14 protein-coding genes and 1 riboswitch are annotated in these 18,120 nt (G+C 67.3%); of the genes, 1 reads left to right on the top strand and 13 read right to left on the bottom strand.

From position 1 onward, the window contains the following. Positions 1–7: 7 nt before the first annotated feature. The 10 genes from EDL96_RS01845 to EDL96_RS01800 form a co-directional block, all read right to left on the bottom strand. On the bottom strand, positions 8–256 hold the full coding sequence (locus tag EDL96_RS01845) for a hypothetical protein (protein ID WP_123823900.1): 249 nt from the start codon (positions 254–256) through the stop codon (positions 8–10). Positions 257–402: 146 nt separating this feature from the next. After that, complete coding sequence (locus EDL96_RS01840) at positions 403–1,704, bottom strand: glutamate-5-semialdehyde dehydrogenase (RefSeq protein WP_123823897.1); 1,302 nt, start codon at positions 1,702–1,704, stop codon at positions 403–405. 75 nt (positions 1,705–1,779) lie between these two features. Continuing rightward, positions 1,780–3,093 (bottom strand): glutamate 5-kinase, encoded by a 1,314-nt coding sequence (proB, locus tag EDL96_RS01835; protein ID WP_123823893.1) that lies wholly within the window; start codon positions 3,091–3,093, stop codon positions 1,780–1,782. 75 nt (positions 3,094–3,168) lie between these two features. Further along, positions 3,169–4,752 carry a GTPase ObgE gene (obgE, locus tag EDL96_RS01830; protein WP_123823890.1) on the bottom strand — a complete coding sequence of 528 codons (1,584 nt, stop codon included), beginning with the start codon at positions 4,750–4,752 and terminating at the stop codon, positions 3,169–3,171. Positions 4,753–4,924: 172 nt separating this feature from the next. Further along, the gene (rpmA, locus tag EDL96_RS01825; protein WP_123823887.1) at positions 4,925–5,188 is read right to left on the bottom strand and encodes a 50S ribosomal protein L27; all 264 of its coding nucleotides are present in this window, start codon (positions 5,186–5,188) and stop codon (positions 4,925–4,927) included. A 98-nt stretch (positions 5,189–5,286) separates the two neighbouring features. Beyond that, positions 5,287–5,598: a 50S ribosomal protein L21 gene (gene rplU / locus EDL96_RS01820; RefSeq protein WP_123823883.1), complete on the bottom strand. Its 312-nt coding sequence runs from the start codon at positions 5,596–5,598 to the stop codon at positions 5,287–5,289. A 294-nt stretch (positions 5,599–5,892) separates the two neighbouring features. After that, the gene (locus EDL96_RS01815; RefSeq protein ID WP_233568606.1) at positions 5,893–7,530 is read right to left on the bottom strand and encodes a bifunctional hydroxymethylpyrimidine kinase/phosphomethylpyrimidine kinase; all 1,638 of its coding nucleotides are present in this window, start codon (positions 7,528–7,530) and stop codon (positions 5,893–5,895) included. Next, complete coding sequence (thiE, locus tag EDL96_RS01810) at positions 7,527–8,270, bottom strand: thiamine phosphate synthase (RefSeq protein ID WP_123823880.1); 744 nt, start codon at positions 8,268–8,270, stop codon at positions 7,527–7,529. The genes EDL96_RS01815 and thiE overlap by 4 nt, the downstream gene beginning before the upstream one ends. Then, positions 8,267–9,064, bottom strand: coding sequence for a hydroxyethylthiazole kinase (gene thiM / locus EDL96_RS01805; protein ID WP_233568605.1), 798 nt, complete (start codon positions 9,062–9,064; stop codon positions 8,267–8,269). The genes thiE and thiM overlap by 4 nt, the downstream gene beginning before the upstream one ends. 35 nt (positions 9,065–9,099) lie before the next feature. Then, a riboswitch (TPP riboswitch) is annotated at positions 9,100–9,197 on the bottom strand. Positions 9,198–9,281: 84 nt separating this feature from the next. After that, complete coding sequence (locus tag EDL96_RS01800) at positions 9,282–12,623, bottom strand: Rne/Rng family ribonuclease (protein WP_123823874.1); 3,342 nt, start codon at positions 12,621–12,623, stop codon at positions 9,282–9,284. 383 nt (positions 12,624–13,006) lie between these two features. On the opposite strand from EDL96_RS01800, the gene EDL96_RS01795 reads away from it, so the two are divergent. Continuing rightward, positions 13,007–13,645, top strand: a complete 639-nt coding sequence (locus EDL96_RS01795) for a vitamin K epoxide reductase family protein (protein ID WP_123823871.1) — start codon at positions 13,007–13,009, stop codon at positions 13,643–13,645. A 96-nt stretch (positions 13,646–13,741) separates the two neighbouring features. On the opposite strand, the gene ndk is transcribed toward EDL96_RS01795, so the two are convergent. The 3 genes from ndk to EDL96_RS01780 all read right to left on the bottom strand — a co-directional run bounded on the left by ndk (position 13,742) and on the right by EDL96_RS01780 (position 17,987). Beyond that, on the bottom strand, positions 13,742–14,155 hold the full coding sequence (ndk, locus tag EDL96_RS01790) for a nucleoside-diphosphate kinase (RefSeq protein WP_123823868.1): 414 nt from the start codon (positions 14,153–14,155) through the stop codon (positions 13,742–13,744). 248 nt (positions 14,156–14,403) lie between these two features. After that, positions 14,404–16,092 carry a cholesterol oxidase substrate-binding domain-containing protein gene (locus tag EDL96_RS01785; protein ID WP_123823864.1) on the bottom strand — a complete coding sequence of 563 codons (1,689 nt, stop codon included), beginning with the start codon at positions 16,090–16,092 and terminating at the stop codon, positions 14,404–14,406. A 128-nt stretch (positions 16,093–16,220) separates the two neighbouring features. Continuing rightward, on the bottom strand, positions 16,221–17,987 hold the full coding sequence (locus EDL96_RS01780; RefSeq protein ID WP_123823862.1) for a choline/carnitine O-acyltransferase: 1,767 nt from the start codon (positions 17,985–17,987) through the stop codon (positions 16,221–16,223). Between the last annotated feature and the right edge of the window lie 133 nt (positions 17,988–18,120).

The raw sequence follows: 18,120 nt of genomic DNA, 5'->3' as shown, positions 1-18,120 counted from the left end.
CTGGGGTTCAGCGGTTGCGCTTGGCTTCGTAGGAGGCGACGGCGTGGGCCTCGTCCGACGGCAGAGCGGACGGGTCCTGGTGATGATCCGCTGCGTCGGGAAGCGAGCTGCGCGGGCTGAAGGTCATGGTCGCCACGAACATGAGCGTGAACAGCACGAAGGCGATGATGCCGAACCAATGCGCTTCAACCGGGAGCTCGTTGACGACGTGCGCGCCTTCTTCTGCCGCCTGGATCAGCGGATTCGCTTGCAACATGAGAGTCCCTTCGTGAGCAGAACCAGTGCCGTGGTGTTGAAGTTCGGAACCGAATCAGCCGCGGTGCGTGGCTGGTCGGCTAGAGGTCAATGGTAACCGCAGGGGGCGCCCTGCGACGGCGTCCCCTGCTGTTGACCGGGTGTCGTTCACTTCCTGACGTGCCCGTCGCCCTGGACGATCCACTTGGTGGTGGTAAGTTCCTCGAGCCCCATGGGGCCGCGGGCGTGCATCTTCTGGGTGGAGATCCCGATCTCCGCGCCCAGGCCGAGCTGCCCGCCGTCGGTGAATCGCGTGGAGGCATTGACCATGACGGCCGCGGCGTCGATCGAGGCGATGAACGCTTCGGCGTTCGCCAGGTCGTTGGTCACGATGGCTTCGGTGTGGCGGGTGGTCCAGCGTTCGATGTGCTCGATCGCTTCGTCCAGGCTGTCCACGACCTTCACGGCCATCTGCGCGTCCAGGTACTCGGTGCCCCAGTCCTCGTCCGTGGCGGCCGAGTGCTCGGTACCCTCGGGGAGCATGGCCGCCGCACGGTCGTCCACGTGCAGGGCGACCCCGGCCTTGGCCAGCGCCGCCAGGACCGCAGGCCCGGCCGCGGCGTCCTTGTGCAGGATCAGCGTCTCGGCGGTGTTGCAAGTGGAGTTCCGGTGCGTCTTGGCATTCACGACGACGTCGACCGCCATCTTTTCCGGCGCGGAGGCGTCCACGAACACGTGCACGTTGCCCTCGCCCGTCTCGATGACCGGAACCTGCGCGTTCTGCACCACGGACTGGATCAGCCCATGCCCCCCGCGGGGAATCAGGACGTCCACCTTGCCGCGAGCCGCCATCAGTGCGTTGGCACCCTCGCGCCCGTAGTCGTCGACGGACTGCACGATGTCCACGGGCAACTTCTGGTCGCTCAGCGCGTCACGGATGATGCCGACCAGTGCCTTGTTCGACTCGAGTGCCGCCGAGCCGCCGCGCAACAGCACGGCGTTACCGGACTTCAGGGCGATGCCCGCGATGTCCACGGTCACGTTGGGCCGCGCTTCGTAGATGGCCCCCACGACGCCCATGGGCACGCGGATCTGACGCATCCGCAGCCCGTTGGCGAGGGTCTGCCCGCGGACCACGGTTCCCACCGGATCCGGGAGTGCCGCCAGCTCACGCAGCGCGTCCGCAAGTCCCGTGATACGAGTCTTGTCGAGCTTCAACCGGTCCAACAGCGCGCTAGAGGTTCCGTCCTGCTCGCCGCGGGTCAGGTCCTTCTGGTTGGCCTCGATAATCGCGTCAGCCTGCGCCTCGATGCGCTCCGCGATGTGCAACAGCGCGGCATCCTTCCGGCCACGGTTGGCCTTTGCCAGAGTCCGCGCGGCGGTGCGGGCGTCGTCGGCCATGAGCCCGACACCGACTTGCGGGTCCTCGCCGAAGGTCTGGTGCGTCAGCGTGGTGGTGGTTTCAGTCATGGTTCCTGCTCCTGATCCTTCAGGTGGTGCCACTGTCCAAAGTGTTCTCGAGTGTGCCCGAGCCGGGCCGTTGCGTCACCGCGCCGGTTCGACCTTGGGGAGCTCACGGGTCTCGAACGACCGCTGTGCGGCGCGTCCGTGGCGAACCTTGGTCTTGGCCGACTTGGGGCGCATGGTGACCAGGTTGTCCACGTGGATCAACTCCCGTTCGAAGCGCTGGCCCAGGGATTCGGAGAGTTCGGCTGTGCTCTTGCCCAGCATTTCAGGGATCTCTTCGGCCGCGTAGTTGCAGAGCCCATGGGCGACTTCCCGGCCGTTCTGGTCCAGCAGCGACACCGGATCCCCCGCTTCGAAGTCTCCCTTGACCGCGGTCACCCCGGCGGCCAGCAAGGACTTACGGCCACCCACGGCGCGCACTGCGCCGTCGTCGAGGACCAACGAACCCTTGATGTCCGCCAGGTGAGCCAACCACAGGAGACGGGCGTTGCGACGCCCGCCCGTGGTGGCGAACCAGGTGCCGACGTCGCGCCCGGCCAAGGCCGAGTCGATGTTCTGTGCCGAGGTCACAACGGCCGGGATGCCCGAAGAGGCCGCGATCCTGGCGGCCTGGACCTTGGTCACCATGCCACCGGAGCCCACTCCGGCGCGTCCAACGGTACCGATCTGCACACCCTCGAGATCCTTGACGGGATCCTCGACGACGGAGATCCGCTCACCACCGTCCTGCGGCGGTTTGGTGTAGAGGGCGTCAACGTCGGACAGCAGCAACAAGACATCGGCCTTGACCAGGTGGGCTGTCAACGCCGCGATGCGGTCGTTGTCGCCGAACTTGATCTCCTGGGTGGCCACGGCGTCGTTCTCGTTGACGATCGGCATGACGCCCAGGTCCAGGAGCCGTTCGATCTGGCGGTGCGTGTTCTTGTAGTGGTGACGCTTCATGAGGTCCTCGGCGGTCACCAGGACCTGCCCGACCGTCACGCCGTAGCGCGCCAGGGAGTCGATGTAGCGGCCCATGAGCAGGCCCTGCCCCACGGAGGCCGCGGCCTGCTGGGAGGCAAGGTCCTTGGGGCGTCGCGAGAACCCGAGGGGCGCCAACCCCGCAGAGATCGCACCCGAGGAAACGAACACGACCTCCTTGCCGGAGGCCTTCAAAGCCCCGAGTGCCGCCACGATCCGCTGAACGGCGGCTTCATCGATCGAGTTCTCGATGCTGGTCAGCGACGAAGAACCGACCTTGACCACGATGCGCTTGGCCATCGGGATCTGACTCCGGTCCTCGATGGGGGAACGGCGGTTCTTCCCTCGGTTCTCCGAGCTGAGCTGGGAGGTGGATTTGGCGGCGATCCCTTCCAGGGTCTCGACGTCGATCTTCTGCAGCCGTGTGGGCATGCTCTCCGATGTCCTTTCCTCTGGTGAGCTTTGAGTGGTGGTGAGCTTCAGGTGTTCAGGGCGCGGCGGGTGTTGTCAGTCGCGCTGCTCGGCCTCGTCCGGTTCGGGCGCCTGTGCCTTGCGGGCCCGGCGTTCGTCCACGGACTCCGTCCAGACGCCGGCCACACGTTCCGCTTCGAGTTCGTCGCGGGCCGCAGCCTTGGCGTCCATGCGCTCGTAGTACTCCCGCCGCCGCTGTTCGCGGGTGGGCCGGTGGTCCTCCGAGAGCCTGGGGTCCGTTCCGCGGGGTGCGGCCAGCAGTTCGGCACCACCCATCATGGTGGGTTCCCAGTCGAAGACAACCCCGTTCTCCTCCGGGCCGATCAGCACGGCGTCTCCGGGGCGGGCATTCATCTTGAAGAGTTCTTCTTCGATGCCGAGCTTGGCGAAGCGATCGGCCAGGTAGCCGATGGCCTCCTCGTTGTTGAAGTCCGTCTGCAGGACCCACTTCTCTGGCTTGTCGCCACGAACGTGCCAAATCGGTTCCAGGGAGCGTTCCTCGCGGGTGATCGTGAACTCCTTGGCACCGCCCCGCACGGCCTGGGGCCGCAGCACCACGCGCTGGGGCTCGGGGGCGGGCTCCTGCTCGCGCCCCTCCGCCACGATCTGGCCCATGGCGAAGGTCAGCGGCTTCAACCCCTCGTGGGAAGCCGTGGAGACCTCGAAGACGCGGTAGCCCTTCTCCTCCAGCATGGGCCGGACGAAGTCGGCCAGCTCTCGTGCTTCCGGCACGTCGATCTTGTTGAGCACGACCAGGCGGGGGCGCTCCAGCAGCGGCACGGAGCGGCCACCGTCCAGGCGTCCGTCGACGGCGTAGGCGGCCAGTTCCGCTTCGATGATCTCCAAATCGGAGATGGGATCCCGGCCGGGTTCCAGGGTGGCGCAGTCCAGGACGTGCACCAGTGCGGCGCAGCGTTCGACGTGGCGCAGGAACTCCAGACCTAGTCCCTTGCCTTCGGAGGCACCCGCGATGAGTCCCGGGACGTCCGCGACCGTGTAGCGGTAGTCCCCGGCCTCCACGACACCCAGGTTGGGCACCAGGGTGGTGAACGGGTAGTCAGCGATCTTGGGCCGGGCCTTCGAGATCGCCGCGATCAGCGACGACTTACCGGCGGACGGGTAGCCCACCAGGGCGATGTCCGCCAGGGACTTGAGTTCCAGGACGATGTCCTGTGCCTCACCGGGCAGGCCGAGCAGGGCGAAGCCGGGGGCCTTGCGCTTGGGTGACGCGAGTGAGGCGTTGCCGAGGCCACCCTGGCCGCCGGAAGCCGCCACGTATTCGGCGCCGATGCCCACCAGGTCGGCCAGGACGTTCCCGTCGCGGTCCTTGACCACGGTGCCATCAGGGACAGACAGGATGAGGTCTTCGCCCACGAAGCCCTGACGGTGATCGCCCATACCGGGGCCACCGTTGGGGGCGGAACGGTGCGGCGAGCGGTGGTAGTTCAACAGCGTGGTGGTCTGCCCGTCCACGCGCAGGATCACCGATCCGCCGTCTCCGCCGTTGGCGCCGTCGGGACCGCCCAAAGGCTTGAACTTCTCGCGCTTGACGGACACACACCCGTGGCCGCCGTTACCGCCCGTGGCGTGCAGAACCACGCGGTCGACGAACTCTGCCATGGATGCTCCTTGAATACTTCGATGCCCTGGAAAAATGTCTTGAAACAAGAGTAGAGGGCGGGCGCACATGGCACCCACCCTCTACTGATGCGGTGAGCGTGGCGCGCTGGATCCAGCGCGCCGCGGGACCGGTCGGTTCCTCACGGTGTGAGGAAGGGTGACCGGTCAGGGGTCACTCGGCGGCGACGGCCTCGACGACGTTGACGACCTTGCGGCCGCGCTTGGTGCCGAAGGCAACCTCGCCGGTGGCCAGGGCGTACAGGGTGTCGTCCTTGCCACGGCCGACGTTGGCGCCGGGGTGGAACTTGGTGCCGCGCTGGCGGACGATGATGGAACCGGCGTTGACGAACTCGCCACCGAAGCGCTTGACGCCCAGGTACTGCGGGTTGGAGTCACGGCCGTTGCGGGTGGAGCTGGCGCCCTTCTTGTGTGCCATGTCTGATGCCTGCTTTCGCTAGGTGGCCCTTGGGCCTCGCGTGCCTGTGTTCAGGGCTGCGAGTGGGCCGAGCTGGTTGGGATGAGACCGAACGCCGCTCAGGCGTCGATGCCGGTGACCTTCAGGGTGGTCAGCTCGGCACGGAAGCCCTGGCGCTTCTTGTAGCCGGTCTTGTTCTTGTACTTCTGGATGCGGATCTTGGGACCGCGCAGATCCTCGACCACCTCGGCGGTGACCTTCACGCCGGACAGGGCCTTGGCATCGGAGGTGACCTTGTCACCGTCGACCAACAGAACTGCCGGAAGCTCGATGGTGCTGCCTGCATCACCGGCGACACGGTCGACGGTTACCAGGTCTCCAACTGCAACCTTCTCCTGGCGGCCGCCAGCGCGGACAATCGCGTACACCACTTGGAACTCACTTCTCTCGACTGAACAAATACTGTCTTGGGCGAGTGCGTTCCTCTGCGGACCAAGGAGTCGTGCACAAGCCTGTCTTGACCGGCCAGTGGGATGGAGACGCTGGTCAGGACCGCTTGTACAAAAGGTCAGGAACTACACCCGATGTGCGTGCCGGGCTCCGCGCTCGAACTATGGACGGTAGTCGAGGGGCTCACCGGTGGACGCACCAGGGATTGAGAATACGGCATGGTTGCAACGGCGGGCAAGCATTGGGCGCCCAGCGCGTCGCGCATGCGAGCAGACTCACGTTCCGCGTTCGCCGCGGGAGCCCTCCGCGGTGCCGGTATGTGTGGTCCCCGTCCGTTCGCACGGGTGCTCGAAGAACCGCAGTTCCAGCTCACAGGCACGGCGGAACGCTCGGGCCATCTCCTCCCGCACCTCGGGGTCGACCTGTCCCGCGAGCACGTCCACGACGTCGCGGGCCCGGCGTGCCGAAGCCGTGAACTCCGGGTCGGAGTAGGAATCGACCCAGGCCCCGTAGGGATGGTCGCGACCGCCGTCGCCGCTCTCTGCCGCCATCCGCTCGCGGTGTTCCTGGAGCCGGTTGCCGATCCACGCGTACAGCCAGTAGCACGGCAGCACCGCCGCCGCACCAACGGCCCAGTCCCGCGTCTGCGTGGTGGCCAGCAGGAACTCCGTGTACTCGGCGGTGACCGCGCTGGGAGTGACGGGGACACCGGCGTCGACGAGCGTGCGGTGGAGTTGCTCGGTTTCCCTGGCGCAGCCGGCCGCGCCGGAGGCGAAGAAGGCCCGCCACTGCTCGGTGGGTGCCCGCACCGCGAGTTGGGCCAAGGCTCGGGAATAGTCCTGGAGATAGATCAGGTCCTGCGACAGATAGTCCAGGAACACGTCCCGGGGCAGCGTGCCCTGACCGAGCGCGGGGACGAAACGGCCGTCGTCGATCTGGCTCCTGATGTCCCCTGTCCGGGCCCAGAGCTGCTCCGTGAAGGACGAGTCCGCGCCCTTTTCCGGACCGGCACCACCTTCCTGTCCCATGCCATTCGCCCAATCGGTCAGGAGCTGCACCAGATGCGCTTCGAGATGGTGGCCGTGGTGGACCGGGCCGTTGCCCTGGCCGACCTCGAGTTCGTCGGCGTGGGTCAGGGCGCCACGGAGCCACTCGCGAGCGACTCCCACGGCAACCGACCAGTCACCGGTCCGTGCCGCCAGGACGGCGACGGCCGATGACAGCGAGCATCCGGTCCCGTGCGTGTTGTTGGTCCGAACCTTGGCTCCGGCCGCTTCGTAGACCGGTTCGGGCTGTCCGGGGGCCAGTAGGGCATCCGGGGTCCTATCCCCGGCCAGGTGTCCACCCTTGACCAGGACGAACACGTTGTGGCGCTCGGCCAGGGTCCGGCCCTGCTCCAGCGCCGTCGACCAGTCCTCCGCCACCAGCTCCCCTACAAGCACTGCGAGTTCGGGGAGATTGGGCGTCACCAGATCCGCGCGATGCAGCAGATCGCGCAGGGCCTCCTCGGCCTCTTGAGCCAGCAGCCGGTCACCGGAGGTCGCGATCATGACGGGGTCCAGGACGACGACCGGTGGCCGGTTCGCTTGGAGCCAGTCATTGACCGCTGCAATGACCTCGACCGAACCGAGCATGCCGATCTTGACGGCGTCGACCGTCACGTCGTCAGAGACCGCCTGGAGCTGCGCGGTGATGACCTCAGTGGGCACCGAGTGCACGAGCCGCACGCCGCGGGTGTTCTGGGCGATGACGGCGGTGACCACGCTCATCCCGTATCCACCCAACACGGCGAAGGTCTTGAGATCCGCCTGCTGTCCGGCCCCGCCCGTCGGGTCCGTCCCGGCAATTGACAGGACGCGCGGGACCTTGCGGACGCGCGACTGGATGCTGGAGATGGTCTGGTCCGTGCTCAAGGGTTCGTCCCTTCCCCCGACGCGGACCCGCTCCCTACGCCGAGGGCCTCCCTGTATTGGGTCGCGGCCAACCGCGGGTCTCCCGAGCTCGCGCAGATCCCCGAGACCACGGCGACGCCGTCGGCCCCCGCGGCCAGCAGAGGTGGGCAGTCCTCGACCCGGACTCCGCCGATGGCCACCGCCGGTACGGGGCACCAGGCCCGGGCTGCGCGGAACCCGTCGATGCCCAGGGGCTCGGGATGATCCGGCTTGGTACTGGTTGTGTGGACAGCTCCGATGCCGATGTAGTCCACCGTGCCTTCCGGCAGGAGTCGCACCGCGTCGAACTCGGTCGATTGGGCGGCGGAGAGCCCCACGATCGCGGCGGGACCGCAGATGGCGCGCACGTCGGACACGGGGATGTCCGACTGCCCCACGTGAACTCCCGCAACCGCCAGTCCGCGCTCACGGGCGGCCAGGTACACGTCCACACGGTCGTTGATCAGCACGGGTACCCGTGACCCGACTCGCGTCGCCACGGCCTGGACCAGTTCCAGGAACTCGGCCCCTCCCAGGTCCTTGCCCCGGACCTGGACCATGGTCACTCCACCGTCGACCGCGGCTTCGACGACGTCGGGCACGGACCGCGGGGCACTCAAGGCGCCGTCGGTCACGTGGTACAGCAGGAGATCGGCGGGGTCGAACACCGATCGGGCACGGGCCTCTCCGCTCGACTCAGAGGTGTTCTGGTGGCCGGTCATGCCTGCGCCACCTCCAGGGAAGTGACTGCGCTGCGGTCGCGGAGCAGCTGGGGGCTGAGTCCGTGGAGCCGGTCCAGCAGGCCCACCGCGAAGCTCCCCGGGCCGGCCGCTTCGGCCGCGGCGAGTTCGGCGGCAACTTCCCAGGCCACGCTGCCTGCCACGGCGGCCTCCTGGGCATCCTGGGCCACGGCGGCAAACGCCGCGATGACGGCGCCCAGTGCACAGCCCCCGCCGGTGACGAGCGTGAGATAGGGGTGTCCGTGCGGAACGGTCCAGACGCCGTCCGGACCCACGATCAGGTCGGTCTCCCCCGAGATCGCCACCGCGCCCACGCCGTGACGGATGACCAACGTCCTTGCGGCGTCGAGGGCGTCTTCCGGTTGGACCGTGGAATCTGTGCCCCGCCCCCCGGCCCCGCCGCAGAGGGCGATGACCTCGGAGGCGTTGCCGCGGACCACCGTGGGCCCCAGTTCCAGGAGCTCGGCGGCCAGCGCGGTCCGGATGGGCAGCGCGCCCACGGCCACGGGATCGAGGATCCAAGGCGTACCGGTGGCCTTGCACGCGGTTGCCGCTTCGATCATGGCCGCGCGCTGTTCAGGGGTGGGCGTGCCCAGGTTGATCAACACGCCGTCGGCGATCTGGGCGAACGGTCCGGCTTCCCCCACGATGTCGGTCATCGCCGGGGCGGCCCCGAGTGCCAGGAGGGCGTTGGCCGTGAAGTTGGTGACCACCGAGTTGGTCAGACACTGGACCAGGGGACGGCCCGCGCGCAGATCAGCGAGCAGGACGGACAAGCGGTCGGACGGAAATGATGAAGATGACGCATAGCCCTGTGGCAAGGCGACAATCCCTTCGCTAGTACGAGCTAGATCAGGTTCAACGGGTTTGCTCTCAGCCGCGCAGTGCGCGGCACCCCGTGTCACGTGTCACCAAGACTGGACCCCGGAAACCCCGGATGTCCAGTCGGTGACTGTTGATTGCCTTGCCGGGTTGTCGTCAACCCGTGGCGCCTCAGCCTTCCGTGGAGTCAGAGCTCCGCGGGGCCGACGTCGGTGCAGACGCCCGGCGCACCCGTCGCTTGCGCTGCGGGGAGGTCTGGCCCGGTGCCCGCTCTCCCAGGGAGTCGGCCAACGAGTCCAAGGACGGCACCGAACTCCCGGCACCTGACCCGCTCGAAGACGACGTGCCCTGGGGCAGTTCGATGACCTCACCGGCGATCGTCACGCGGGAGGAGGCGCCGTCGTCGCCCGTCGAACCGGAGACCACGGAGGCGGATCCGGAGGTCACGGGGCCAGCCGGTTGAGGCGCCGTCGGCTGGGACTCGGTGTCGGGTGCTGCGACCGGAGCGGCAGCACGTCGAGCCCCGCGACGACGACGCGCCGCGGACACCGAGCGGTCCGGGACCGTTGCCGAGTCCGACGCAGCAGGGCGGGCCGGACGCTCGGATTGTCCGGAGGCCTTGGCGGCACCTTGGGGTTCCGTCGGCTGGTTCCGAGATGGTTCCGGCTGCTTTTCCTGCGTGGTCTGGTCGTTCTGTTGCCCGGATTCCGCGGGCTTGCCCGGCTGTGCAGCACCATTCGAGGCGCCGTTCTCCGAAGCGCTGGAGTCGTCTCCCCGGTTCTCGGAGCCCGAATCGTTCTGGCCGCGGTTGCGGGACCGCTTTCCGCGGCGCTTCCGACGGCGCCTGCCGCCGTCGCCCGAGGAGTCCGACCCGGCGTCGGGACGGTCGGAATCCGGTGCGGAGGTGTCACCGTTACCGGCGCTTCGCGCGTCGTCGGCCCCCGTGTTCGAAGACTGAGCCGCGGGGTGCGAGTCGGCGGCCTCCCCGGAAGTGTCGGCGCCGGTGGCGGACTCGCCCTTGGGATCGTCGTGGTGAGAGGCCGAGGCGATGGCCGCGAAGGCGTTGCGGGTGGCCTGGGCGCGCTTGGCGTCCTCGGCATCCTTCGGGTTCTCGCCCGACTGACCCGAATCACCGGTGTCCTTGGCGTTGCCGCGATCTGCGTTCCCCTGGCCCGAGCCCGAGCGACGGCTGCGCTTGCGTTCGTTGCGCTGGCTGCGGTGGGAGTCAGTGGAGACCCCGCCCTTGCCCTTGAGGGGGTGGTCGTGGATGACCACGCCGCGGGACTCACAGGCCTCACAGGGTTCGCTGAAAATCTCCAAGAGCCCGGTGCCCATGCGCTTGCGGGTCATCTGGACCAGACCCAGGGAGGTCACCTCGGCCACCTGGTGCTTGGTGCGGTCCCGGCCCAGGCACTCGACCAGTCGGCGCAGCACCAGATCGCGGTTGGCTTCCAGCACCATGTCGATGAAGTCGATCACGATGATTCCGCCGATGTCGCGCAGACGCAGCTGACGCACGATCTCCTCGGCGGCTTCCAAGTTGTTCTTGGTGACCGTTTCCTCGAGGTTGCCGCCGGAGCCCGTGAACTTGCCGGTGTTGACGTCCACAACCGTCATCGCCTCGGTCCGGTCGATCACCAGCGAACCGCCGGAGGGCAGCATGACCTTGCGGTCCAGTGCCTTGTGGATCTGTTCGTCCACCTGGTAGTGCTCGAACAGGTCCTCGTCCTCGGTCCACTGGGAGACGCGGTCCAACAGGTCCGGGGCCACGTACATCACGTAGGCCTCGATGTTGTCCCAGGCGGCCTGCCCCTGGACGGTCATCGAGGTGAAGTCCTCGTTGAAGACGTCACGCACCGTCTTGATGGTCAGGTCCGGCTCCGCGTAGAGCAGCTCCGGGGCCAGCGTCTTGCCCTGGTTGGACTTCTCCTGGATCTGCTCCCACTGCGAGCGCAGACGGTTGATGTCGTTGGTCAGCTCCTGCTCGGAGGCACCCTCGGCCGCGGTGCGCACGATCACGCCCGCACCTTCCGGGAGGTGGTCTTTCAGGATCTTCTTGAGCCGTTGGCGTTCGACGTCGGGCAGCTTGCGGGAGATACCCGTCATGGACCCGCCGGGCACATACACCAGGTAGCGGCCGGGCAGGGAGACCTGGCTCGTCAGGCGCGCGCCCTTGTGCCCCACCGGGTCCTTGGTCACCTGCACCAGGACGGCGTCGCCGGGCTTGAGGGCGTTCTCGATGCGCTTGGCCGAGCCGCCCAGATCGGCCTGGTCCCAGTTGACCTCGCCCGCGTACAGGACGGCGTTGCGACCGCGGCCGATGTCCACGAACGCGGCCTCCATGGACGGCAGCACGTTCTGGACCTTGCCCAGGTAGACGTTGCCGATCAGGGAGTCCTGCTGCGTGTGGGACACGAAGTGCTCGGCCAGCACGCCGTCTTCGAGCACGCCGATCTGGATGCGGTCGTCCTTCTCCCGGACCACCATCTTCCGTTCCACGGACTCACGGCGAGCCAGGAACTCGGCTTCCGTGATGACCTGACGGCGCCGGCCGGACTGGCGGGACTCGCGACGTCGCTGCTTCTTGGCCTCCAGTCGGGTGGAGCCCTTCACGGACTGGACGGTCGTCGGCGCGGACCCGTCGACCACTCGGCCCGTACGGATCCGGGTCACGGTTCCGGGCGGGTCCTCGTCGTTGCCGCCTTCCAGTTCCATGTCCACGGTGCCACGACGACGACGTCGCCGACGCTTGCTGGTCACGCCCGCCCCGGGAGCGGGATCCTCGAACTCAGCTTCCTCGGCGGCGTCGGCCTCGTCCAGGGCCGCCTGGCGGGCCTCCTCACGAGCCGCCGCTGCTCGCTCGGCCGCTGCCTTGATCGCCTCCGTGTCCGGGGCGTGGAACATCAGCGACGTCGCGGATGCGGCGCTGAACACGGCGAAGGGGTCCTCCGCCGCGGAGGGTTCGACGTCGTCGGTGGGCTCGGTGGCGTCCTCGTCGGCCGCGCTGGATTCCTCTGTCGCGTCCTCGTCGGCCTTGTCAGCCTTCGCCACATTCTCGCCGTCGTCGTCGTTGGCGTCGTCCGGAGAGTCAGCTGACTCAGGCGAGTCCGCTGATTCAGGTGAGTCCCCGGAATCGGGCGAGTCTGCGGACCCCTCGGATTCAGAAGCGGTGGAGTCCTCAGAATCCTCGGGGGCCTCGGCCGCGTCCTCAGCTTCCTTCGCAGGCTGGTCGTCACCGTCAGCCGACTCGCGTTCGGGGGCGTCGACGGGTTCGTTCAGCGGCAACTCGGTCTGCGCTGCATCCTGCCCGTCCCGCGCCTCGGCGTTCCGCATGGCTTGGAAGGCCATCTCGGCGGGCGTTTCGGAAGGGGTCTCCGCGGCCACAGTGCTCGGGAGCTCTGCAGTGGGCTCGGCGGGCGCCATGTTCGCGGCGGCGTTGGGCGTGTCGGAGGTGTGCTCGTCGGCGGAGACTTCTGAGCCTTCGCTCGCCGGATTCACCTGGTCGTTGGTCATGTATTCGCCATATTCCTGCGGGTAGCACCGTCTACACCCGGTGGCCCGCCGGTCGGTGGCGCCGTGCGGGGCCCTTGCGGGTCGCGCGGCTGCCAAAAGTCGTCGTGTGCTCCGTGCGGGGCGCGGTGGTAACCGGCTCGCCGCACGGGCCGTCCGGTTGGCCGAGCCACCGGGCCACCTGGAAGCAGTGGCACTCGGGCGGTCTTGACCCCGACGGACGCGCTCGATCTTCCTGAGAGCTGCGGTCCACCGGGCGTGCGATCGGAACCGGTACGGATCACGCATCAGGTGCAGCCAATGCGCGACCGGATTCATTCTGGCACACGCAACCGCGGCAACGTGTTCAGCGCGTACCCAACGTCCGCGCCTATGATCACGATGTGATGACGAAAGCCACCGAAAACCACAACCAGGCCGCCCTGGACGAGTCGGATCCCATATCGCGCCTACCACGTGGGGACGCCAGCTGGGCCCTGCTCGCGGTGATCACCGCAGGACTGGCTCTCTACGCATCGATCTCCCTGGTGATCGAGAAGTGGGCGATCCTGCAGGACCCCCTGCACGTGACGGCGTGTGACATCAACGCGGCGTTCTCCTGCGGAACGGTGATCCGTTCCTCACAAGCTAACCTATTCGGCTTCCCGAACCCCTTCATCGGTCTGGTCGCCTACACCCTGGTGATCGTGATGGCCGTCGGCGTGTTGGCGGGAGCCCGCTACAAGGCCTGGATGTGGATGGGGCTGTTGGTTGGCCTGGTCCTGGGTGAAGTGTTCTTGCTGTGGCTCTGGACCCAGGCGACGTTCTCGATCAACGCCCTGTGCCTGTACTGCATGCTCGTGTGGTTCGTGCACCCGGTCCTCCTCATGGCCACTGTGGCTCGTTGTGTACGAACGCGGGCGCTCCCGGCTCCCGAAGCGCTGCGAGACACCACCAAGATCTGGGCGCCCGCCGGTGTGATCCTGATTTGGCTGGTGGTCTTCGGCACCGTGCTGGTCCGCTTCTCCGGGACCATGTTCGGCTGACCCACCTCCCCACCTACCGCCGAACCCTCGCGAAACTCGCCGATCAGGTGTTGATCTGGCAGTTTCGCGAGGGTTCGGCGCTATGAGGGGTGCTGCTCAGGCGAACCAGATAGCGATTTCGCGTTCCGCCGACTCGGGGGAATCGGAGCCGTGAACGATGTTCTTCTGCACCTTCTCGCCCCAGTCACGGCCCAGGTCGCCGCGGATGGTGCCGGCGGCGGCCTTGACCGGGTCGGAGACGCCGGCCATGGCTCGGAAGGACTCGATCACGGAGTCGCCCTCGAACACCGCAGCGACCACGGGCCCGGACATCATGAACTCGACCAGGGGTTCGAAGAACGGCTTGCCCTCGTGCTCGGCGTAGTGCGCGGTCAGGATCTCCCGAGTGGCATCCAACTTCTTGAGCTCGACCAGCTTGAAACCGCGGGCCTCGATGCGGGCCAGGACCTGGCCGGTGAGGTTGCGCTCGACGCCGTCGGGCTTGACCAGGACAAGGGTGCGTTCGGTCATGGGTGACTCTCCTTTGGGGATCACGCCCGGGTCCCTGCCCGGGCCATTGTTCGCGGTGAGCGCGGTAGCGCCCCTCGGGTCCAGGGGTCAGCCTAGTGGGGCGCACGCTCGTGACGGTTACTGGACCTGCACCCCGATTCGGGGACGACGACGAACACGCACCTGAGCGGAACAGGCCCGGAAATGGTCGGCGTGTGTCGGCCTCGAGCGCCGACCAGCCCGTCCTCGTCCGGCGCGCCTTACCGGCCTCATCCCTCCGAGCGCGGCATCAGGCGGTCGTGCAGAGGAGTTCGGAAGATTCCTTGTGGGTCCATGGCGTCCAGACCGGTCAATGCCTCCTGCCAGGCAGGGAACTGGCCCGGGATCCAGTCCTTCAGTTCCCGGTCGTCCGTCCAAGGGCCGGCAGCCGTGTGCGCGAAGCGCTTGGACCATTCCGGCCGCGCGACGCCGAGTTCGGAGGACAGGTTCCTGAACCACGCGTCAATTTCGGCATAGAACTCGCCGGTTCCCGGTGTACCCGGGAGGCTCAGGACGTCCAGCCACACGGCAGTATCCAGCTCTGGCCGCCCAGGAACTGGCGTGACCGAAGAGAGCGACGGCACGACGGCACCGTCGACAGTGACGTCTTCCGAACGGTCAACGCCTGTCACCCGGATCTCGCACACGTTGTTTGCCGGATACTGCCCTCGCGAGCGGTAGGTGCTGATGAGCTCCTGGTAGTGGGTGGTGAAGTCCGCGACCACGCGCTGGACCTGATCGCGGCGGGTGATCACGACGTGGCTTCCGGCGGACACCAACAACGTGGTGGGCCGTACGAAGTGGATGAAGTTCTTGGCTTCGCCCCACATGTCCAAGGCTCCGTTGGCAACCAAGCCCGCCCGGGTGGCGTACATCATGGCTGCAGTGGCCTTGGGAGTCAGGGAGTGCGCGCCTTGGGTGACCTGGGTGATCAGAGAGGCCACCTCGTCCGAGAGCCGGTCGGCGAACGGGTAGTTGAACGGCGCGTAGCGGGCGCTGGAAAGCAGGGGCTCGGTGGGCGTGACCTGCCAGGTCTGGACCCACGGGTATTGCGTCATCGCGTACCAGATGATCCCTACCCGGCCTCTGCGGTCCAGCAGCGCACTGAGCGATCTGGGCCCCGCCGATTCCGGTGCTGCGAACAGCTCGCTGGCGGGAATCAGTGTGGTGTTGCGGCAGCGCAGGTTGTAATTGGCCACGGTCTGCAGCACGACTTCCGTGACGAAAGCCCGCCCCACGTGGGCCAGCAACGGCGCGATCTCCGGCTGGTTCCGTTGGAAGGTCCGGAGCGTGTACTTCCCGGCACTTTCATCCCAGACCACTGCGGTCAGTTCGACGACGGCGTTCGAGAGGGTCCCGTAGGTCCCTCCGGCAGCAAGACCCTCCCCTGATGCGGCCACGTTGGTGCCGTGCCCGTTGACCGCCAGGACACCGGCCACCGTGACGTCCCCCGGGGCAGGCGCACCGATCAGGCTGCGCCCGTGGGTGGACAGGAAACTCAGAACCTGGGTCATTTCCGCGCCGGCCTGCAGGCGGACACGTTCGCCGTCGACCATGCTCATGGCGGCCATGCCGGTGGTGTCCACCACGACCACGGCTGCGTCGGCACAAGTCCCGGACTCCACGACCAGCGGCGACCAGGTGTGTCCGAAGCCTCGCGGGCGGACACGGTAGTCGGCGCCGGCCGCCCAGTTGACGATGGTCTCGGCCTGTTCCGGAGTGGTGATCTCGCAGGTCCACAGTTCGTCCGTGACGATCGTGCCGTCCCAGTTCTGGAAGACGTTGCGTTGGAGGGCGATGTCGGTGGGGAATCCGGGCGGAGTCTCGGCGGCTTCGGCACTGGTAGGTGTCACGACCCCGATCAAGGTCCACGTTCCGGCCACCGCCAAACCGCCTTTGACCAGTTTCCGCCTGGTCACGCCGGTGTCATGTGCGCATGGTTGATCCACGTTCAGCTCCCCTTTTTGGTGTCCACGTCTGGTGTCCGCGACGCCGCTGGTCGCCCTCGCCGGTCGTCGTCGCTGGTCCGCGCCCGTGGCGAGACTCCTCAGCGGATGCTCCCGACCCAGGTGCCCAATGCCTCCCCGGCCGCCACCAGGTTCTGCGCGAATTCCTCCACTCGCTCGGCGTGATCGGCGCGGTAGTTGATCACGTACTCAAAGCCGTCGTCGTACTTGATGTAGCCGATGCCCAGGCCGTGCGCGAGGCTCGGGGCGAAGGCGTACCGGTTGATCGGCTGCGACTCCCCCAAGGACGTGGTGGACAGGAAGTCGCTGCTCAGCGCCTGGAGCCCGAGATTGTCGAAGAACTCGAGGCCGGTGCCCGCCCGCTCGGCCATCATGCGCAGGCCGAAGAGGTGCCGGTCGATTCCCGCCCCGCGCTTGCACGCCTTGACCCAGTCCCGGTGTGCGTCCAGAACGGCGCCGAACTGCTCGAGCGTCGCGTCGCCCGCGATCAGTGCTCGGGCGAACTCCACGGCTTGCGGCGTCAGGGGGCGCAGGCACTCCGTCCGCCCGGCCTGGAACTCACGCATGTCCACGGATTCGTACACGCTCCGGACACTGCCGTACGTTGCCACTTGCGCGTAAGTCATGAGCAGCTGGGCCACGGCGTCGTCGCTGACCCGCAGGCCCAGTCCATCCATCGCGGCCCTGGGCGCAAACACCGACGTGACCCGATATTGGGCGCTGCGCCGTGCGTACTCTTCAAGGTGCCCCGCCACTCGACCCCTGAACTCGGGCGTTGTGGTCCAGGTCAGTTCCCGGGGCGCGGACTTGGCTTTTCCTGACTCCTGGGAGATCGACGACGACGGCTCCGGAAGCTGAAGTTCCTGCATCCTGGCCACCGCCGCGCGAACGGTCGCGCCATCTGCTGCGCTGTGTTCGAAGTGGATGGCCTGCCAGTCCGTGGTCAGTGAGAGCTCGTAGGTGATCGGTTTGTAGGTCCAGGCGTGTCCCGCCTCGAAGGCGAGATTCCGCAGGCGCTCGGTGTCCTCCTGCGGTGGGCGTTCGCCGTCGTCCTCCGAATGTGTGAGGAGGTGGACCACGAAGACCATCTCCGTGAGCTCTCCGTAGGTCTCCGCGTTGTGCGGCTCGGTCAGGAGCTCGGCCAGCAAGGGGGCAGCGGTCTCGCTGCCAAGGTAGGACAGGTCAGTGAAGTCGGTCGGCTCGTGTCCGGTTTCGCGCCGTGCCTGCCCGCCAGACGTCGCGATGACCTGCTCCAACAGGTTCTGGATGGCACCAACCGGCAGCGGCAGCCCGTCGCCGCCGGCAATTGGCATGCTGAAGAGCCGTCCTCCCACCAGCATGCCAATGGTGGCCCCCGACGCGGAGACAGCTGGACATCGGATCTCGTCACGGTTCGGCAGGGGGTGCCGGATTCCGCCCGCCAGGATCTGCCACTGGTCCATGTCCAGCGTGGTCCCACGGGGATCGACCTCAACGGGCGTCTCGCCACGGACTTCCTGCAGATGGATCGTGGCGGCGCGATGGATGAAGTCTGCGCACCGAAGCACGCCGGTGTTTCCGTCGAATCCGGAGAGTTGGAACGAGACGCTGGTTGTGAGCGGCAGTGGTTCCCGGGTGTCCAAGTAGGTGTCGAGCCAGGCTGCGGAGAGGTAGCTACGCCCGTGACCGCTCTCTGCGTCGGCGAAAGTCGTCAACTCTTCCTGCAAGCCTGGCGCCGCGTTCTCAGAGAAGTCCGTGACGGAGCCAACCGTCCTGTCCCTGTCCTCAGCGCCGGTCAAGGGCTCGGTGGCGTTCATGAACCGCTCCAGTGTGTCCCCGAGGGCGGGAACGGGCAGTGTCTTGGCCATGGAACACCCTTCGTCGCAGTACCCACCACACGTGACGACTGCCGTGCTCCCCTAGGCGAGATTCCGGGGAAAACACCCTGCGGCTCAACGATCATGCGGCTGGTTCCGGTTGAGCATACCCACAGGCGAGCAT

It is taken from the genome of Kocuria soli (assembly GCF_003797835.1).
GTDB classification, from domain to species: Bacteria; Actinomycetota; Actinomycetes; order Actinomycetales; family Micrococcaceae; genus Kocuria; species Kocuria soli.
This window is presented reverse-complemented; position numbering and strand designations above follow the sequence as displayed.